The following is an 18529-nucleotide window of genomic DNA, read 5'->3' on the forward strand; positions in this document are numbered from 1 at the left end:
CGAGGCGCGGCCAATCGCGAGCAGGCTCACTCCTACAGTTGAAACGCGTTCCCCTGTAGGAGTGAGCCTGCTCGCGATGAGGGCCGCTCAAACACCAGCGAATCAGCAGAGACACACCCGATGACCACCCTCAGCCCCCTGGGCCCGAACACCCCGCGCATCGCCCTGATCGGCGAGTGCATGATCGAACTTCAGCACCGTGCCGACGGCAGCCTGCAGCAAAGCTTCGGTGGCGACACGTTGAACACCGCGGTCTATCTGTCCCGCGCCCTAGGCGATAAAGCGCAGGTCGATTACGTCACCGCACTCGGCGATGACAGTTTCAGCGACGCCATGTGCCAGAGCTGGGCCGAAGAAGGCATTGGCCTCGAATTAGTGCAGCGTCTGCCCGGTCGTTTGCCGGGCCTGTACTGCATTCAGACCGATGCCAACGGCGAGCGGCGTTTCCTCTACTGGCGCAATGAAGCGGCCGTGCGCGATTGCTTCACCACCCCGGCGGCCGAGCCGATTCTGGCGGCGCTGGCCGATTACGACGTGGTGTATTTCAGCGGCATCACCCTCGCGGTGCTGGGCGTCAAGGGCCGCGAGCGCTTGATCCAGACGTTGATCGAAGCCCGACAGCGTGATGCGCGGATCGTCTTCGACAACAACTATCGACCGCGTTTGTGGGCGTCACAGGAAGAGGCCCGGGCGGCGTATCGCAGCGTGTTGCCGTATGTTGATCTGGCGTTGCTGACGGTGGACGACGAGCAGGCGTTGTTCCATTTTGCTGGCTGCGAGGCGGTATTCGAGGCGTATGCGCAGATCGGCACGCCGGAAGTGGTGCTCAAGCGCGGCGCCGAGGCGTGCCTGATTCGCTGTGATGGCGAGGCGTTCGAAGTGCCGGCGCAGCAGGTCGACAAGGTCGTGGACACCACGGCGGCGGGGGATTCGTTCAGTGCGGCGTATCTGGCGAGGCGATTGCTGGGGGGCAGTCCCGCAGAGGCGGCGGAGGCGGGGCATTTGCTGGCGAGCCGGGTCATTCAGTTCCCGGGAGCCCTGATCCCCAAAGCCTGAAACACTAACCCCTGTAGGAGCTGCCGCAGGCTGCGATCTTTTGATCTTATAAAAGCAAAATCAAAAGATCGCAGCCTGCGGCAGCTCCTACAGGGAGGTGGCTCAATCAAGTCAATCGCGGAAAAACACCTGCACCAGGTGATAACCGAACTTGCTCTTGATCGGCCCGTGCACCGTACGCAACGGCTTCTTGAAGATCACCGCATCAATCGCGCCGACCATCTGCCCCGGCCGCACTTCACCCAAGTCGCCGCCACGTTTGCCGGACGGGCAGGTCGAGTATTTCTTCGCCAGCACATCAAACGCTTCGCCCTTGGCAATGCGTTGTTTGAGCTGTTCGGCCTCTTCGGCGGTTTTCACCAGAATGTGGCGGGCTTGGGCTTTCATCGTGCGATACCTGTAACGGGGTGACGGCGGGGCGCGGGATTATGCCTCAAGTGACGGCGTTTGGTTGATCATCGTGCGGATCTTGTTCGCCAGCTCATCAACCGAAAACGGCTTGGCGACCATGTCCATGCCATCCTCGAGAAACCCCTGGCGCTCGGCGGCTTTCTGCGCATAACCGGTCATGAACAGCACTTTCAGCCCCGGTCGATGCTGGCGGGCGATCTCCGCCAGTTGCCGGCCATTCATGCCCGGCAGGCCGACGTCGGTCACCAGCAGGTCCACGCGCAGCTCCGACTCCAGCAGCGGCAGGGCGGCGCTGGCGTCGGCGGCTTCGTGGGCGAGATAACCCAGTTCCTTGAGCAGATCGAGGACCAGCATGCGCACGGCCGGGTCATCTTCGACCACCACCACGGTTTCGCCCCAGGTGGCCGTCGGCGCGGCGCTGACGGTTTCGACGACTGGCCGCTCCGGCTCCAGCAGGTTCAGGCGCGGCAGGTACAGGCGCACGCAGGTGCCCTGATCCGGCAGGCTGTCGAGGCTGACATGGCCGCCGGACTGCTGTGCGAAACCATAAATCATCGACAGCCCCAGCCCGGTACCCTGGCCGATCGGTTTGGTGGTGAAGAACGGATCGAACGCCTTGGCGCGCACCGACGGGGTCATGCCGCTGCCATTGTCGCTGACCGCCAGCATCAGGTAGTCGCCGGCCTTGACCGGTTCGAGGGTGGTGATGTCGTTGCCGTCGAGGTAGACGTTGCTGGTTTCGATCAGCAGCTCGCCGCCGTTGGGCATCGCATCCCGGGCATTGATCACCAGGTTGAGCAGGGCGTTTTCCAGCTGGCTGACGTCGGTGCTGATCGGCCACACATCCTCGGCCAGACGCAGGGTGAGGCGGATCGGATCGCCCTTGGTGCGGCGGATCAAGTCCTCCAGCGAATGAATCAGTTCGTTGACGTCGAGGGTCTTGCGGTCCAGCGACTGCCGACGAGAGAACGCCAGCAGGCGATGGGTCAGCGCGGCGGCCCGATTGGCCGATGACACCGCCGCCTCGGTAAAACGCCCGATTTCATGCGAGCGGCCATCAGCGATGTAGCGCTGCATCAGGTCGAGGCTGCCGATGATCCCGGTGAGCATGTTGTTGAAGTCGTGGGCAATGCCGCCGGTGAGCTGGCCGACGGCTTCCATCTTCTGTGCATGGCGCAGCGCATCTTCGGCGCGCTCGCGTTCAAACATTTCGTTCTGCAGGCGCTGATTGGCCTGGGCCAGTTGCTCGGTGCGGGCGCTGACCCGTTCCTCAAGCGTTTCGTTGAGATTGCGCAGGGCTTCTTCGGTCTTTTTCCGTTCGCTCTCGTCGATCACGAAAATGTAGAAACCGTTGACCGCGCCATCGGCACCGTGGCGCGGCAGGTAATTCATCAGCGCGTGGCGGTTGCTGCCATCGCGGTGCGGGGTGTACAGGCTGAAGGAGCAGGGCCGCCCGGCCAGCGCTTCGGCGATGTACGGCAAGCGCAGGAAGTAGGCTTCTTCGCCGATCACTTCGCGAATGGTCCGGCCATACAGTTCCTGCGGCGTAAGGCCGTACCAGTCCAGGTAGGCCGCGTTGTTCAGGCGGAAGCGTTCCTCATGGTCGACGTAACTGATGAGGATCGGCATGGCGTTGATGATCAGTTGCAACTCGGTCTGGCTTTGACGCAGCGCCTGCTCGGTGTGTTTGCGCTCGGTCAGGTCCAGCGCCGCGCCCAGAAAGCGCACCGGCCGACCGTGGTGATCCTTGTAGCAGCGCCCCCGGGCAAACACCCAGCGCAGTTCGCCATCGGCGCGCAGCAGGCGATATTCCTCGGCGTATTCGGTGCCATGGGTGATGCAGTGCTTGATGCTGCGGGCGATCAGCGCGCGATCTTCGGGATGCACGCCTTGCAGGTAATCGCTGATCGGCAACTGGCTGGCCAATGCCGGGTCGACGCCGTGCAGTTGCGCGAAATGGGCGTCGGCGATGAAGCGGTCTTCGCCGATGTCCCAGTCCCAGGTGCCGACCGCGTCGGTCGCGGCCAGTGCCAGTTGCAGGCGTTCTTCGGTGTTGCGCTGGGACTCGAGGCTTTCTTCGGAGCGGCGTTGCAGCTCGAGGGCAATGCGCCGGCGTTCGTTGGTTTCGATGGCCGTTACCAGAATGCCCGCCACGTGCGCGTTCTCGTCACGGATAGGGCTGTAGGTCAGGTCCAGCCAGAAGTCGGATTCCTTGCCGTCGCGTTGCAGGGTAAATCGGCGTTCGCTGTAGGTGCGCACCTGGCCTTGTAGGACGGCTCGATAAATCGGGTCGGTAAACTCTTCAAGTTCCGGCCATATAAGGTGCGCCGGCTGTCCGAAAGCGTGCGGATGCTTGCTCCCGGCGAGCATCGCAAAGCCATTGTTATAGATCTGCGTGAGTTGCGGCCCCCACAACAGCAGCATCGGCATCGGCGAGTGAATCACGATGTCCACCGCGGTGCGCAGGCTTTGCGGCCAGGTGCCAGCGGCGCCCAGCGGAGTCCGACTCCAATCGGTGCGGGCGATCAAGGCTTGGGCATCATCGGGGGTGGGAGCTGCGTTCATCACATCTATCCTGAGCGTCGGTCAGTGCGGCGGCGTCGACTATTCTTGCACTTGCGGTAGACGCTGTATGGCCCGTTACGTCACGACACTGGGTCATTTCTGTTCATTGAAGGCTTCGCGGGTGCTTTTTGCCATGGAAATCGATGCACTGTTGATCCGCCTGTCGAGCCAGCACGGCTCCGACCTTTTTCTGTCCACGGGCGCGCCACCGAGTGCGCGCATCGACGGGGTGCTGACGCCGTTCAGCGAGCGACCGTTCAAGCCCGGTGAAGTCCAGGCCATCGCCCACTCCCTGATGGACGCCGAGCAGCGGCGCGAGTTCGATCGGGATCTGGAAATGAACCTGGCGATTTCACGCACCGGCATCGGGCGCTTTCGGGTGAACATCTTCAAGCAACGCAACGACGTGTCGATTGTGATCCGCAACGTCAAACTCGATATCCCGCGCTTCGAAGACCTCAAGCTGCCGCCGGTGCTGCTGGAAACGGTGATGCTCAAACAGGGGCTGATCCTGTTCGTCGGCGCCACCGATTCCGGCAAATCCACCTCGCTGGCCGCGCTGATCGATCACCGCAACCGGCACAGCAGCGGGCACATCATCACCATCGAAGACCCGGTGGAGTATATCCATCGCCACAAGCGTTCGATCATCAATCAGCGTGAGGTCGGCGTCGATACCCGCAGTTTCCAGGCCGCGCTGAAAAACACCCTGCGCCAGGCCCCGGACGTGGTGTTGATCGGCGAAATCCGCGACCGCGAAACCATGGAGCATGCCCTGACGTTCGCCGACACCGGGCACCTGGTGCTGTCGACCCTGCACGCGCACAACGCCAATCAGGCGCTGGACCGAATCGTCAATCTGTTCCCCGAAGAGCGCCGCCCGCAGCTGCTGCATGCGCTGGGCAACAATCTCAAGGCGTTTGTCTCGCAACGGCTGGTGCGCACGCTGGACGGTCAGCGGCGGGCGGCGGTCGAAGTGATGCTGGGCACACCGACCATCGCCGACCTGATCCGCCGCAATGAGTTGGGCGAACTCAAGGCGATCATGGACAAGTCTGCCGAGGTCGGCATGCAGACCTTCGACGCGGCGCTGTACGCGCTGGTGGTGGAAGGGGTGATCAGCGAAGACGAGGCGCTCAAGCATGCCGATTCACAAAACAATCTGCGCCTGCGTCTGAAGCTGCATGCCGAAGCGGCGCCAACGCCTCAATCTCCATCATCGGGCGACTGGGGCTTGATGGACTGACGCTTCAGCCCTGTGGGAGCAGGCTCGCTCCCACAAGGGATTGGCGGTCAGTCCGACAGCTCCGGGCGATTGCGAAACTGCTCCAATGCCTCAGGATTGGCCAACGCATCGGTGTTTTTCACCGGCTCACCGTGCACCACATTGCGCACGGCGAGTTCGACCACTTTGCCGCTGATGGTGCGCGGAATATCGGTGACCGCGATGATCTTCGCCGGCACATGACGCGGGGTGGTGTTGGCGCGGATCACTTGGCGGATCTGCTGTTGCAGGGTTTCATCCAGCGCCATGCCCTCCTGCAAACGCACGAACAGCACCACACGCACATCGTCCTGCCATTGCTGCCCGATGGCGACGCTGTCCAGCACCTGCGGGACTTTCTCCACCTGACGATAGATTTCCGCGGTGCCGATGCGCACGCCGCCGGGGTTGAGCACGGCGTCGGAGCGGCCGTGGATCAGCATCGCGCCGTGGGGCAATTGTTCGGCGTAATCGCCTTGGGCCCAGACACCGGGGAACAGGCTGAAATAGGATTTGCGCAGCTTTTCGCCATCCTCATCGTGCCAAAGCCCGATGGGCATCGCCGGGAAGTGCCGGGTGCAGACCAGTTCACCTTTCTCGCCAACCACCGCGACGCCCGCGTCATTCCACACTTCAACCGCCATGCCCAGGCTCTTGCCCATGATTTCGCCGCGACGCACCGCTGACATCGGGTTGCCATTGACGAAGCACGACACCACATCGGTGCCGCCCGACATCGACGCCAGGCACACATCACGCTTGAAATCGCGGTAGACGAAGTCGTAGCTCTGCGGCGACAGCGCGGAACCGGTGCAGAGCAAGGTCTTCAGGCTGCTCAGGTCATGGCTTTGAGCAGGCTTGACGCCGCTGCTTTCCAGTGTCGCGAGAAACTTGGGGCTGGTGCCGAACACGCTGATGCGCTCATCGTCGATCAAGTCGAACAGACGTTGGTTATCCGGATGAAACGGCGAACCGTCATACAGCACCACCGCGCTGCCGACCGCGAGGGCCGAGACCAGCCAGTTCCACATCATCCAGCCGCAGGTGGTGTAGTAGAACAACCGGTCACCGGGGCCGAGATCGACGTGCAGACCGTGCTCCTTGGCATGCTGCAACAGCACGCCGCCGGTGCTGTGCACGATGCATTTCGGCACGCCGGTGGTGCCGCTGGAATACAGCACGTACAGCGGATGATTGAACGGCACCGGGACGAAATGCGGTGCGCTGCCGGGTTGGTAGAAATCGTCCCACAACGTGACGTTGGCGCGGGTGTGATAGTCCTCGGCACGGGCCTGCGGGCGGGCGTAGGGCACGATGATCAACTGTTGCAGCGACGGCAGTTGCGCGAGGATTTCGTTGACCTTGGTGGTCTGGTCGATGTCTTTGCCGGCGTAACGGTAGCCGGCGCAGGTGATCAGCACCTTGGGTTCGATCTGGCCGAAACGGTCGATGACGCCGTGGGTGCCGAAGTCGGGCGACGAGCACGACCAGATCGCGCCGAGGCTGGTGGTCGCGAGCATCGCCACCAGGGTTTGCCAGGTGTTGGGCATGCACGCGGCCACGCGGTCGCCGAGGCCGACACCGGCGGCTTGCAGGCTGGCCTGAAAACCGCCGACCTGCTCGGCCAGTTCGGCCCAGGTCAGTTGTTCGCGCTGACCGTTTTCCGCCACGGCGATCACCGCAACGGCATCGTCGCGGCGGCGCAGCAGGTGTTCGGCGAAGTTCAGGGTCGCGCCGGGAAACCACTCGGCGCTGGGCATTTGCGCGCCTTCACGCAGGACGGCGTCGGGCTGGGTGTGAAAGCAGATATCGAAAAAGTCGACGATGGCCTGCCAGAACGCCTCGCGTTGTTCGACGCTCCAGCGGTGCAGGTCGCTGTAGCTGCTCAGGGCCAGGCCATGCCGCTGATTGATCGCGCGGCGGAACTGGTCCATGCGCGATTGGGCGATACGTTCGGCGTCGGGTTGCCAGAGGATGTCGGACATTGGGTTGCCTCTTGTTGTGTTGGTCAAGCACACAGCGAAGGTGGTGCATCGTCCCCTGTAGGAGTGAGCCTGCTCGCGATGGCGGTGTATCAGCCAGCATCAATGTTGAATACAAGTCCGCTATCGCGAGCAGGCTCACTCCTACAGGGACGCAGCATTACTGCGCCAACCACCCCCCATCAATATTCCACGCCGCCCCGCGCACCTGGCTCCCAGCCTCGCTGCACAAGAACAGCACCAGTTCCCCCAGATGCTGCGGCGTGACGAACTCCAGCGACGGCTGTTTTTCGGCGAGCAGATCATGCTGCGCCTGCTGCGGGTCGACGCCCTTGGCTGCCCGGTCGTCGATCTGTTTCTGCACCAGCGGCGTCAGCACCCAGCCCGGGCAGATGGCGTTGCAGGTGACGTTGCTGGTGGCCGTTTCCAGTCCGACCACTTTGGTCAAGCCGATCACCCCGTGCTTGGCCGCGACATACGCGGCTTTGCCGGTCGATCCCACCTGGCCGTGCACCGAGGCAATATTGACGATCCGCCCCCAGCCCTTGGCGCGCATCCCCGGCAGGCTCAGGCGGGTGCTGTGAAACACTGACGACAGGTTGATCGCGATGATCGAGTCCCAGCGCTCTACCGGAAACTCCTCCACCGCGGCCACGTGCTGAATCCCGGCGTTGTTGACCAGAATATCGACACCACCGAATTCGCGCTCGGCGTAAGCGATCATCTCGGCAATCTGTGCCGGATCGCTGACATCGGCCGGATGGTGTCCGACCTTGCCCCCGAACTGGCCGACTTCGGCGATCACGTTCGAGGCATCGCCGAAACCGTTGAGAATCAGGTTGGCGCCGGCCTTGGCCAGGCTCAGGGCGATGCCCAGGCCGATGCCGCTGGTGGAGCCGGTAACCAGTGCGGTCTTGCCGGAAAGAGTGGTCATGAATACCTCACACAATGCCAGTGGCGTAGAAAGTGCCGATCACGACGAAGACCGCCAGGGTCTTGATCAGCGTAATACAGAAAATGTCTTTGTAGGCTTCGCGGTGGGTCAGGCCGGTGACCGCCAGCAAGGTGATCACCGCGCCATTGTGCGGCAGCGTATCCATGCCGCCGCTGGCCATCGCGGCCACGCGGTGCAGCACTTCCAGCGGAATGTTCGCCGCATGCGCCGCGGCAATGAACTGCTCGGACATCGCCGCCAGCGCGATGCTCATGCCGCCCGACGCCGAACCGGTAATCCCGGCCAGCAGGGTGACCGTGATCGCTTCGTTGACCAGTGGATTGGGAATTTGCTTGAGCCAGTCGGCCAGCACCAGGAACCCCGGCAACGAGGCGATCACCGCGCCGAAACCGTATTCGGAAGCGGTGTTCATCGCCGCCAGCAACGCGCCGCTGACCGCGCTTTTACTGCCCTCGGCGAGTTTGCTGCGGATCGCTTTGAAGCCGAACGCCAGTACCATCAGGATGCCGATCAGCAAGGCCGCTTGCACCGCCCAGATCGCGGTGAGTTTGGCGATTTCCGTGGTCACCGGCGTGGCCATCCCCGGCAGCGCGAGGCTGTGAGTCTTGCCGTACCACTGCGGAATCCACTGGGTGAACAGCAGGTTCATGATGCCCACTGCCAGCAGCGGCGACAGGGCGATCCACGGGTTCGGCAGCTTGAGGTCCTCAGCCGTTTCCGGTTCGTTACGCAGCTCGGTGCCATAACCTTCGCCGGCGCGCTGGGCCTTGTTGCGCTGGCGCTGCAGGAACAGCATGCCGGCGCAGAACACGAAAATCGTGCCGATCACGCCCAGCCATGGCGCCGCCCACGCGGTGGTGTTGAAAAAGGTGCTGGGGATGATGTTCTGGATCTGCGGGGTGCCGGGCAAGGCGTCCATGGTGAACGAGAACGCGCCGAGGGCGATGGTCGCCGGGATCAGGCGTTTGGGGATATTGCTCTGGCGGAACATCTCCGCCGCGAACGGATACACCGCAAACACCACCACGAACAGCGACACGCCGCCGTAGGTAAGCAGGGCGCAGACCAGCACGATCACCAGCATCGCCTGGCGGGTGCCAAGCAGGCGAATCGCCGCCGCAACGATCGAACGGGAGAACCCCGACAACTCGATCAACTTGCCGAACACGGCACCGAGCAGGAATACCGGGAAATACAGTTTGATGAAGCCGACCATTTTTTCCATGAACACCCCGGTAAAGGCAGGGGCGACGGCAGAAGGGTCAGTAAGCAGGACAGCGCCGAGCGCGGCGATCGGGGCGAAGAGGATAACGCTGTAGCCACGGTAGGCGGCGAGCATCAGCAGCGCGAGGGCGGCCAAGGCAATGATCACACTCATGGAGTGTCTCCAGGGATTGTTATTTTTGTGGGTGTTGCGGGTGCAGGAGAGGCGTTAGCGAGATCTGTGCCAGATATTCAAGTTATTGAAATTTAAAGATTTATACGGTTTTTTGGGACGACTATCCGGATAAATGTCTCGCTAGTGAGACTTTTTTGAGGCAAAAGATCGCAGCCTTCGCCAGCTCCTTCATGGAATTTCCATATCCACCCTGTAGGAGCTGCCGAAGGCTGCGATCTTTTGATCTTGAAGTTTTAGTCTCGCTGTGGAGACATGATCTCTCTATTGAGACTCAGCGATGCCCAAGGCCAACATTTTTTTGTACAACGTCGACCGCCCCAACCCCAGGCGAGCCGCCGCCTCTGGCACCTTGCCCGCACATTGCGCGAGGGCGGACTGGATCAGTTGCCGGTCAAACCGCTGGCGCGCCTGGGCGAATGTCTCGTCGGCCAAGGGCTCCAGTGTCGGCGCCGACGGGCGTTCAACCGGGGTAAACGTGCCGATGGAGCTGCGAATATCCTCTTCGGTGAGGATCAGGTCGTCACTGAGCAGTGCCGCCCGTTCCAGCACGTTGCGCAACTCACGGATGTTCCCCGGCCAGGCGTGCTGGCCGAGCAGATCCAGTGCCGCGCGACTCAGTTCATGCTGACTGCGCAGCTCTTCAAGGATCGCTTCGCTGAGCGCCGGCAAATCATCGAGGCGTTCACGCAGCGGCGGAACATGGATCGGCAGTACGTTGAGGCGGTAATACAGGTCGGCGCGGAACTCGCCGCGCTTGATCGCGGCTTGCAGATCGGTCGATGTCGCCGCGATCACCCGCACATCGCTTTGAATCACATCGTTGGAGCCGACCGGTTCGAATTCCTTTTCCTGCAATACCCGCAGCAGTTTGCTTTGTAGCGGCAGCGGCATGTCGCCAATCTCGTCGAGAAACAGCGTGCCGCCCTGAGCGATCTGCAACTTGCCGCTGCGACCCTTGCGGTCAGCGCCGGTAAACGCTCCGGGGGCAGTGCCGAAAAATTCCGCCTCAAGCAACGCTTCGGGAATCGCCGCACTGTTGATGCTGACGAAGGCTTTGTGCGCGCGGGGCGAGGCGCTGTGAATTGCCTGGGCCAGCAGCTCCTTGCCGGTACCGGTCTCGCCGAGCAGCAACACCGGCGAGTCGGTGCTGGCACTGCGCCGGGCGCGGCGTTTGACTTCAAGGCTGGCGGTGCTGGTGCCGATGAAATGGGCGAAATTGTATTTGGTCTGCCGGGCCCGAAGCAGGGAACGGGTCGAGGCCAGCTCTTCCTGCATGCTCAGGTAGCGCTTGAGCATCGGCGACAGCGTGCGCAATTCATCGAACAGGGCAAAACCGATGGCGCCGATCACTGCCCCAGCGTCGTCATGGATCGGCAGGCGCATCACCACCAGCGGCTCTTTCGGCGTGTCCTGCATGTCCAGCAGGATCGGCCGGCCGGTGCGTACCACTTCGCGCAGCAAACTGCCGGGAATCACGCTTTCGCAGGGTTGGCCGATGGCTTTTTTCGCCGACTCAAGGCCAAAACGCCGGGCATAACGCTCGTTCATCCAGACGATGTTGGCATCCCGGTCAACAATCACCGTGCCTTCGCTGGACTGCTCGATGATCTCGAACAGCGAGCGGATCGCCAGCGTGCGAACGCGTTGGTAGTCCTTGAGGCTTTCGGTGCTGTTCACATGACAGATCCTGAATGTGTTTCGGCTGTGGCGACGCCATCGCGAGCAGGCTCACTCCTACATTTGAAATGCGTTCCACTGTAGGAGTGAGCCTGCTCGCGATAGATGTGACTCGGTATCAAGGCATGCGCCAGATTATGCCTACCCCGGATGTGCCGCCGCCAACAGCTCTTTGGTGTAAGGATGCTGCGGCGAATCGAACACCTCATGGCTGGCGCCGCGCTCGACCACCTTGCCGTCCTTGATCACGATCATGTCGTGGGCCAGCGCCCGCACCACTGCCAGGTCGTGGCTGATGAACAGATAGGTCAAGCCGTGTTTTTCCTGCAGGTCGCGGAGCAGGGCGACCACTTGCTTCTGCACGGTACGGTCGAGGGCCGAGGTCGGCTCGTCGAGCAGGATCAGCGCCGGTTTCAGCACCAGTGCCCGGGCGATGGCGATGCGCTGGCGCTGGCCGCCGGAAAACTCGTGCGGGTAACGGTGACGACTGTCGGGGTCGAGGCCGACTTCCTTAAGCACGCGGATCACCTGTTCATCGCACTCTTCGGCGCTGGACTGACAGTGCACCTCCAGCCCTTCGCTGATGATCTGCGCCACCGACATCCGTGGGCTGAGGCTGCCGAACGGGTCCTGAAATACCACCTGCATCTGCCGGCGCCACGGTCGCAACTGCTTCTGGTCGAGGCCGTCGAGGGCGGCGCCCTGAAAGCGGATACTGCCCTCGGAGTCGAGCAGCCGCAGAATCGCCTGGCCCAAGGTCGACTTGCCCGAGCCGGATTCGCCGACAATGCCCAGGGTTTTGCCGCGCTGGATATTCAGGCTGATGCCGTCCACCGCCCGCAGGTATTGTTTGCGCTGGAACAGCCCGCCACCGACGACGAATTCGACTCGCAGGTCATCGACCTCCAACACGTTCTCACGCTCGTCCCGGGGCAATGCTTCACCCTCCGGTTCGGCGTTGAGCAGCACGCAGCTGTAAGGGTGCTTCGGCTCGGTGAACAGGGTTTCGCACGGCGCCTGCTCGACGATTTCGCCGGCCTTCATCACGCATACCCGTTGCGCAATGCTGCGCACCAGATTGAGGTCGTGGCTGATCAGCAGCAGCGACATGCCCAGCCGCTGCTGCAAGGATTTGAGCAGCAGCAGGATCTTGCGCTGCACCGTCACATCGAGCGCAGTGGTCGGCTCATCGGCAATCAGCAGCTCCGGTTCGCAGGCCAGGGCCATGGCGATCATCACCCGTTGCCGTTGTCCGCCGGACAGTTGATGCGGATAGGCCTTGAGACGTTCTTTGGGTTTCTGAATGCCCACCAGTTCCAGCAGTTCGAGAATCCGCTGTTGCGCCGCTTTACCGCCCAAGCCGCGATGCACCAGCAGGGTTTCGCCGATCTGCTTTTCGATAGTGTGCAGAGGGTTGAGCGAGGTCATCGGCTCCTGGAATATCATCGCGATGCGATTGCCGCGCAGTTCGCGCAGCACCTTCGGATCGGCGCCGACCAGCTCCTGACCGCGATAGCGAATGCTGCCGCTGGTTTGCGCATCACCTTGCGGGAGCAATTGCAGGATCGAATGCGCGGTCACCGATTTGCCCGAGCCCGACTCGCCCACCAGGGCCAGGCATTCGCCGGGGCGGATGTCCAGGCACAGGTTGCGCACCGCTGGCTGGCCATGGAAGGCGACATTGAGGTCACGGATTTCGATCAGGTTATCAGTCATGGTCGCACTTCAGGATCGTGGATCGAACGCGTCGCGTAACGCTTCGCCAATGAACACCAGCAAGGAAAGAATCAACGCCAGGGTAAAGAACGCCGTCAGCCCGAGCCACGGCGCTTGCAGGTTCTGCTTGCCCTGGCCGATCAGTTCGCCCAGCGAGGCACTGCCGGCGGGCATACCGAAACCGAGGAAGTCGAGGGCGGTGAGGGTGGAAATGGCCCCGGTCAGAATGAACGGCAAGTAACTCAACGTCGCGTTCATCGCATTGGGCAGGATGTGTCGGACAATCACCTTGCGGTCACTCAGGCCGAGGGCGCGCGCCGCCTTGACGTATTCCAGGTTGCGTCCGCGCAAGAACTCGGCGCGCACCACATCCACCAGCGCCAGCCACGAAAACAGCGCCATGATGCCCAGCAGCCACCAGAAATTCGGCTCGACGAAACCGGACAGGATGATCAGCAGATACAACACCGGCAACCCGCTCCAGACTTCGAGCAGACGCTGTCCGAGCAGATCGACCCAGCCGCCGTAATAGCCTTGCAGGGCGCCGGCGGCAATGCCGATCAGGGCGCTGATGGCGGTCAGCATCAAGGCAAACAGGATCGACACCCTGGCGCCGAAAATCACCCGCGCCAACACGTCACGGGCCTGATCGTCAGTGCCCAGCCAGTTGACCTTTGTTGGTGGGCTCGGGGCTGGTTGGTTGAGGTCGTAGTTAGGTGTGTCATCGCTGAACGGGATCGGCGGGAACAGCAGCCAGCCGCCGTCCTTGCGGATCAGGTTCTGCACGTAGTCACTGCGATAATCGGCCTGGAACGGCAGTTGTCCGCCAAATTCCTGCTCGGTGTAACGCTTGAACACCGGGAAATAGAACTGGCCCTGATAGCTGACGACCAGCGGTTTGTCGTTGGCGATCAGTTCACCGCCCAGCGTCAGAATGAACAGTCCGATGAACAGCCATAGCGACCACCAGCCACGGCGGTTTTTCTTGAATCGCGCAAAACGGCGACGGCCCAGAGGCGAGAGCTTGAACATCAGGCATTCCTCGCGGCGAAGTCGATGCGTGGATCGACCAGGGTGTAGCACAGGTCGCCGATCAGTTTTATCAAGAGGCCGAACAGGGTAAAGATGAACAGCGACCCGAACACCACCGGATAGTCCCGGGAAACCGCCGCTTCGTAACTCATGCGGCCGAGACCGTCGAGGGAGAAGATCACTTCGATCAACAGCGAGCCGGCAAAGAACACGCTGATGAACGCCTGCGGAATCCCCGACACCACCAGCAGCATCGCATTGCGGAACACATGACCGTAGAGCACGCGGCGTTCGCTCAGGCCTTTGGCACGGGCAGTCACCACATACTGGCGGGTGATTTCATTGAGGAACGAGTTCTTGGTGAGAATCGTCAGCGTGGCGAAACCGCCAATCACCAGTGCGGTCACCGGCAACACCAGGTGCCAGAAGTAATCGGCGATCTTGCCCAGGGCCGACAGTGATTCGAAGTTGTCGGAGACCAGCCCGCGCACCGGGAACCAGTTCAGTGAGGTGCCGCCGGCAAATACCACGATCAGAAACATCGCAAACAGAAACGCCGGCATCGCGTAGCCGATGATGATCGCGGTGCTGCTCCAGATGTCGAAATGGCTGCCGTGATGCACCGCCTTGCGAATGCCCAACGGGATCGACACCAGATAGGTGATCAGCGTCGCCCACAGACCCAGGGAGATGGTCACCGGCATTTTTTCCAGGATCAGGTCGGTGACCGTGGCGCCGCGGAAGAAGCTTTTGCCGAAATCCAGCTGCGCGTAGTTCTTGAGCATCAGCCATAGGCGTTCATGCGCCGGTTTGTCGAAACCGTACTGCTTTTCGATGTCCTTGATCAGTTGCGGATCGAGGCCACGGCTGGCACGCGAGGTGCTGCTCATGGTTTCGCTGGAACCGCCGCCGACACTGGCGCCGCCAATCCCCTGCAGATGCGCGATGGCCTGTTCGACCGGACCGCCGGGTGCCGCCTGAATGATCACGAAATTGACCAGCAGGATGATCACCAGCGTCGGAATGATCAGCAGCAGGCGCCGCAGAATGTATGCCCACATCAGTGCGGTCCTCCGGGTCTGCCACGGCTGATCTTTTCGGCGGTCATCTGCTGGTTGGTCAGCGGGGTGCTGCTGATCTCCCACCAGCTCTCGATCGCTTCATCATTGCTCGCCTGTATCGCCGGCATGCCGAAACGGTTCCACCAGACGGTGGAGGTGCCCGGCGGGTAATAATTGGGAATCCAGTAGTAGTTCCACTGCAGCACCCGGTCCAGCGCATGGGCGTAATGCAGCATGTCGCTTTGGGTCGAGGCGCGGATCAGGCCGTTGATCAAGGTGTCAACCGCCGGATTCTTCAGCACCATATAGTTGTTGGCGCCGGGATCGTTGGCGGAAATCGAACCGAAGTAATTGAGCAGCTCGCCACCCGGGGACGTGGTGACCGGGTAACCGGTGACGATCATGTCGTAGTCGCGGCTCATCAGGCGGTTGACGTATTGCGAAGAATCGATGCGGCGGATATTGAGGTCGATGCCGATCTGCTTCAGCGTACGCTTGTAAGGCAGGAGCAGGCGGTCCATGCCGTTCTGGCTGACCAGAAAGGTGAAGCTCAAAGGCTCGCCCTCGGCGTTGACCAGTTGGTCGCCATCGGGTTTCCAGCCGGCCTGTTCAAGCAATGCCAGCGCTTGCAGCTGTTTGTCGCGGATCAAGCCGCTGCCGTCGGTTTTCGGCGCCTCGAACACCTGGGTGAAGACTTCATCGGGAATCTGCCCGCGCAGCGGCTCAAGGATCTTCAGCTCTGCGGCATCCGGCAGTTCGCGGGCTGCCAGTGCGGAATTGGAGAAGTAGCTCTGCTGGCGGATGTACATGTTGCGCATCATCTGCCGGTTGCTCCACTCGAAATCCCAGAGCATCGCCAGCGCCTGGCGCACCCGGCGATCCTGGAACATCGGCTTTTGCAGATTGAACACGAAGCCCTGGGCCGATTGCGGGGCTTCGGTGGCAAGGTGGGCCTTTTGCAAGCGGCCGTCACTCAGCGCGGGGCTGTCATAGCCAATCGAGTAGCCGGTCGCAGAAAACTCGCGATTGTAATCATAGGCACCGCCACGTAGCACTTGGCGCGCGACGTCGGTGTCGCCGAAATACTCGATGCTGAAGTGATCGAAGTTGTACAGGCCGCGGCTGACTGGCAGGTCCTTGCCCCACCAGTCCGGGTTGCGCTCGAAGGTGATGCTGCGCCCGGAGTCGACCTTGCCGACCCGGTACGGGCCGCTGCCCAATGGCGGTTCATAGCCACCGCCACCCGCGAAGTCGCGGGTTTTCCACCAATGCTCGGGAAACACCGGCAGGGTGGCGATGTCCAACGGCAGGGTGCGGTTCTCGTTGCTCTTGAAGTCGAAGCGCACGGTCAGCGGCGCTTCCACTTCCACGCCTTTGACGTCGGCGAACTGCGTGCGATAACGCAGGCTGCCCTGGGTCATCAACAAATCGTAGGTATAGCGCACGTCTTCGGCAGTGATCGGCTGGCCGTCGGCGAAACGCGCCTTGGGATTGATGAAGAAGCGCAGCGACAGCCCGTCCTCCGAGCGCTCCATCTTCTGCGCCACCAGACCGTAGACCGTGTAGGGCTCGTCCATCGAACGCTGGGCCAGCGGTGAATAGAGCATGCCGTCAATCTGGGTGACGCCGATGCCTTTGTCTATATAAGGCAGGATGTGATCGAAATGACCGATCTCTATCGCCGAGCGGCGCATTGTGCCGCCCTTGGGCGCCTGCGGATTGGTGTAGTCGAAGTGGCTGAAGCCGTCCGGGTATTTGGCAGGTTCGCCATAGACGGTCAACGCGTGTTGCGGGGTGGCGTCCACACCAGCGGCACCCAACAGCAGGGCCACGGCAGTGAACAGCAGAGAAGGGAAAGCCAGTCGCATTTTCAGCCTTAAAGCCGGGTGATCGATAAGCGCAATTTGTACGCGAGCGGCGCGTCAGTCGCCAGCCGTATCCTGTAACCAAAACACAACGGCCCACCAAAAGGCGGGCCGTTGGGGCAGCAACCAGGCGACGGATCAGTCCTGGCGGCTGGTGACTTCGAGCAGGTGATAACCGAACTGAGTCTTCACCGGGCCTTGCACGACGTTGATCGGCGCGCTGAAGACCACGGTGTCGAATTCCTTGACCATCTGGCCAGGACCGAACGAACCCAGATCACCGCCCTGACGGCTGGACGGGCAGGTAGAGTTGGCCTTGGCGACTTCGGCGAAATCAGCACCGCCTTCGATCTGGGCCTTGAGTTCGTTGCACTTGTCTTCGCTGGAAACCAGGATGTGGCGGGCAGTGGCTTTAGCCATGGGGAAACTCTCCAATCTATTTCAGTAAAGTGTGGAGCCTACCGGATTCAGTAAGCGATTTCTCGGCAAAGTTCCGCTCGATGCGTTGGCCTGCGCTTACAACTGCGCGGCCTTCAGACGCATGGCGTGCTCGACATAGAGTTCGACGGGATCATCAGCGAGTTTTCGCAGCCCGCCGGGGCGCCGCAGGCTGGCGAGATGGTCGAAGGGGTAGTCGGAGCGGATCACCGTGCCCAGGTGCGAGCTGTAGCGACCGACGAAGCCATCATTCTGCCCGGCCTCCACGACAAAATGTCCCGACAATCCCCGGCACACCGCATGCACTGGATCAAGTGGTTGCATCAGATCGTCTTGCAGCGTGCCGCTCCAGGAATAGTAATGAACGCCATTGACCTGTTCCGCACCCTGACCGCCCCAGGTCGAAGGCAGGCCTTGAGGATACTTGTTGTTGAAGTGACCGACGCCGACGGTAGTGAGGGCGTTAAGCGCTGCGACTGCCTGCTGCGGCAGCTTGGGTTGACCGCTGAGCAGTGACAGCAGGTCGGCGAATTGGGTTGCGAGCAGTTCTGCCAGTTGCTCAGGCAGACGCCCCGGAATCAGTGCCATGCGTAAGGCATCGGCGAGTTCCGAACCGTGATTGGGACCGCTGACCGACGTGACCGAGGCGACGTGTTCCGGTGCCAGCGCCGCGGCATAACGGCAGGCCAGCGCGCCTTGGCTATGCCCGATCAGGTTGACCTTGCTGGCGCCGGTGCCTTGCAACACGCGCTCGATTTGCAGCATCAGCTGCTGGCCGCGCACTTCATTGTCATGGGTTGCCGACAGCTGCGGCACAAACACTTGGCAGCCTGCCTCTCGCAGTGCTTGCTTGACATCATGAAAAAGCTCGAAACGACCGATGCGGTCAAACCCGAACAGGCCATGGACTAAAAGGATGGGGTAGCGCGTTGTCGCATTCCGTTGCATGTTCCTGCCTCTTTTGCAGATGCTTGTCGGTGGTTGATGCGTGCCACTGTAAAACACGGCTGCGGGCTGGCGATGTCTGAAAAATCCGCGGAATTGCGAGGAATCTGGACTAAAAACTGTGCGATTTTTCAGTTCTGCTTGAGGGGGTAGTCGGAACATT

Annotated in this window: 14 protein-coding genes; 2 read left to right on the forward strand and 12 right to left on the reverse strand. The window is 61.7% G+C overall.

All coding sequences use genetic code 11. From position 1 onward, the window contains the following. Nucleotides 1–120: 120 nt before the first annotated feature. On the forward strand, nucleotides 121–1056 hold the full coding sequence (kdgK, locus tag HBN98_RS23060; RefSeq protein WP_083368962.1) for a 2-dehydro-3-deoxygluconokinase: 936 nt from the start codon (nucleotides 121–123) through the stop codon (nucleotides 1054–1056). Between the two features lie 111 nt (nucleotides 1057–1167). Here kdgK and HBN98_RS23065 read toward each other — a convergent pair whose 3' ends face one another. Beyond that, nucleotides 1168–1443 (reverse strand): peptidylprolyl isomerase, encoded by a 276-nt coding sequence (locus HBN98_RS23065; RefSeq protein ID WP_003225447.1) that lies wholly within the window; start codon nucleotides 1441–1443, stop codon nucleotides 1168–1170. 39 nt (nucleotides 1444–1482) lie between these two features. Then, nucleotides 1483–4032, reverse strand: a complete 2550-nt coding sequence (locus HBN98_RS23070) for a PAS domain-containing hybrid sensor histidine kinase/response regulator (protein WP_083368963.1) — start codon at nucleotides 4030–4032, stop codon at nucleotides 1483–1485. 133 nt (nucleotides 4033–4165) lie between these two features. Between HBN98_RS23070 and HBN98_RS23075 the strand changes: the two genes are divergently transcribed. Next, the gene (locus HBN98_RS23075; protein ID WP_083368964.1) at nucleotides 4166–5278 is read left to right on the forward strand and encodes a PilT/PilU family type 4a pilus ATPase; all 1113 of its coding nucleotides are present in this window, start codon (nucleotides 4166–4168) and stop codon (nucleotides 5276–5278) included. A gap of 47 nt (nucleotides 5279–5325) precedes the next feature. Here the strand turns inward: HBN98_RS23075 and HBN98_RS23080 are convergent, their stop codons facing one another. From HBN98_RS23080 to HBN98_RS23125, 10 genes are all read right to left on the reverse strand, one after another. After that, nucleotides 5326–7281 (reverse strand): acetoacetate--CoA ligase, encoded by a 1956-nt coding sequence (locus HBN98_RS23080; RefSeq protein WP_083368965.1) that lies wholly within the window; start codon nucleotides 7279–7281, stop codon nucleotides 5326–5328. A gap of 157 nt (nucleotides 7282–7438) precedes the next feature. Further along, complete coding sequence (gene hbdH, locus HBN98_RS23085) at nucleotides 7439–8212, reverse strand: 3-hydroxybutyrate dehydrogenase (RefSeq protein WP_083368966.1); 774 nt, start codon at nucleotides 8210–8212, stop codon at nucleotides 7439–7441. Between the two features lie 7 nt (nucleotides 8213–8219). Next, nucleotides 8220–9611: a GntP family permease gene (locus tag HBN98_RS23090; protein WP_064587717.1), complete on the reverse strand. Its 1392-nt coding sequence runs from the start codon at nucleotides 9609–9611 to the stop codon at nucleotides 8220–8222. A 282-nt stretch (nucleotides 9612–9893) separates the two neighbouring features. Further along, nucleotides 9894–11309: a sigma-54 interaction domain-containing protein gene (locus HBN98_RS23095; protein WP_083368967.1), complete on the reverse strand. Its 1416-nt coding sequence runs from the start codon at nucleotides 11307–11309 to the stop codon at nucleotides 9894–9896. A gap of 141 nt (nucleotides 11310–11450) precedes the next feature. Further along, a complete protein-coding gene (locus HBN98_RS23100) occupies nucleotides 11451–13025 on the reverse strand; it encodes an ABC transporter ATP-binding protein (protein ID WP_083368968.1) in 1575 nt (524 codons plus the stop codon). Nucleotides 13026–13034: 9 nt separating this feature from the next. Continuing rightward, nucleotides 13035–14057, reverse strand: coding sequence for an ABC transporter permease (locus tag HBN98_RS23105; RefSeq protein ID WP_083368969.1), 1023 nt, complete (start codon nucleotides 14055–14057; stop codon nucleotides 13035–13037). Beyond that, nucleotides 14057–15118, reverse strand: coding sequence for a microcin C ABC transporter permease YejB (locus tag HBN98_RS23110; protein ID WP_083368970.1), 1062 nt, complete (start codon nucleotides 15116–15118; stop codon nucleotides 14057–14059). Before HBN98_RS23110 ends, HBN98_RS23105 begins: the two co-directional genes overlap by 1 nt. Then, nucleotides 15118–16986: an extracellular solute-binding protein gene (locus tag HBN98_RS23115; protein WP_083368971.1), complete on the reverse strand. Its 1869-nt coding sequence runs from the start codon at nucleotides 16984–16986 to the stop codon at nucleotides 15118–15120. Before HBN98_RS23115 ends, HBN98_RS23110 begins: the two co-directional genes overlap by 1 nt. A gap of 135 nt (nucleotides 16987–17121) precedes the next feature. Next, nucleotides 17122–17403 (reverse strand): peptidylprolyl isomerase, encoded by a 282-nt coding sequence (locus tag HBN98_RS23120; RefSeq protein ID WP_007912303.1) that lies wholly within the window; start codon nucleotides 17401–17403, stop codon nucleotides 17122–17124. 96 nt (nucleotides 17404–17499) lie between these two features. Further along, nucleotides 17500–18369 (reverse strand): esterase/lipase family protein, encoded by an 870-nt coding sequence (locus HBN98_RS23125; protein WP_083368972.1) that lies wholly within the window; start codon nucleotides 18367–18369, stop codon nucleotides 17500–17502. Nucleotides 18370–18529: the final 160 nt, after the last annotated feature.

Source organism: Pseudomonas koreensis (assembly GCF_012986595.1).
Taxonomy (GTDB): domain Bacteria; phylum Pseudomonadota; class Gammaproteobacteria; order Pseudomonadales; family Pseudomonadaceae; genus Aquipseudomonas; species Aquipseudomonas koreensis.

Coding starts and splice junctions, on each gene's coding strand:
- HBN98_RS23080 (WP_083368965.1), bottom strand. CDS start 7,281: ATGTCCGACATCCTCTGGCAACCCGACGCCGAACGTATCGCCCAATCG.
- HBN98_RS23105 (WP_083368969.1), bottom strand. CDS start 14,057: ATGTTCAAGCTCTCGCCTCTGGGCCGTCGCCGTTTTGCGCGATTCAAG.
- hbdH (WP_083368966.1), bottom strand. CDS start 8,212: ATGACCACTCTTTCCGGCAAGACCGCACTGGTTACCGGCTCCACCAGC.
- HBN98_RS23125 (WP_083368972.1), bottom strand. CDS start 18,369: ATGCAACGGAATGCGACAACGCGCTACCCCATCCTTTTAGTCCATGGC.
- HBN98_RS23070 (WP_083368963.1), bottom strand. CDS start 4,032: ATGAACGCAGCTCCCACCCCCGATGATGCCCAAGCCTTGATCGCCCGC.
- HBN98_RS23120 (WP_007912303.1), bottom strand. CDS start 17,403: ATGGCTAAAGCCACTGCCCGCCACATCCTGGTTTCCAGCGAAGACAAG.
- HBN98_RS23110 (WP_083368970.1), bottom strand. CDS start 15,118: ATGTGGGCATACATTCTGCGGCGCCTGCTGCTGATCATTCCGACGCTG.
- HBN98_RS23090 (WP_064587717.1), bottom strand. CDS start 9,611: ATGAGTGTGATCATTGCCTTGGCCGCCCTCGCGCTGCTGATGCTCGCC.
- HBN98_RS23115 (WP_083368971.1), bottom strand. CDS start 16,986: ATGCGACTGGCTTTCCCTTCTCTGCTGTTCACTGCCGTGGCCCTGCTG.
- kdgK (WP_083368962.1), top strand. CDS start 121: ATGACCACCCTCAGCCCCCTGGGCCCGAACACCCCGCGCATCGCCCTG.
- HBN98_RS23100 (WP_083368968.1), bottom strand. CDS start 13,025: ATGACTGATAACCTGATCGAAATCCGTGACCTCAATGTCGCCTTCCAT.
- HBN98_RS23075 (WP_083368964.1), top strand. CDS start 4,166: ATGGAAATCGATGCACTGTTGATCCGCCTGTCGAGCCAGCACGGCTCC.
- HBN98_RS23065 (WP_003225447.1), bottom strand. CDS start 1,443: ATGAAAGCCCAAGCCCGCCACATTCTGGTGAAAACCGCCGAAGAGGCC.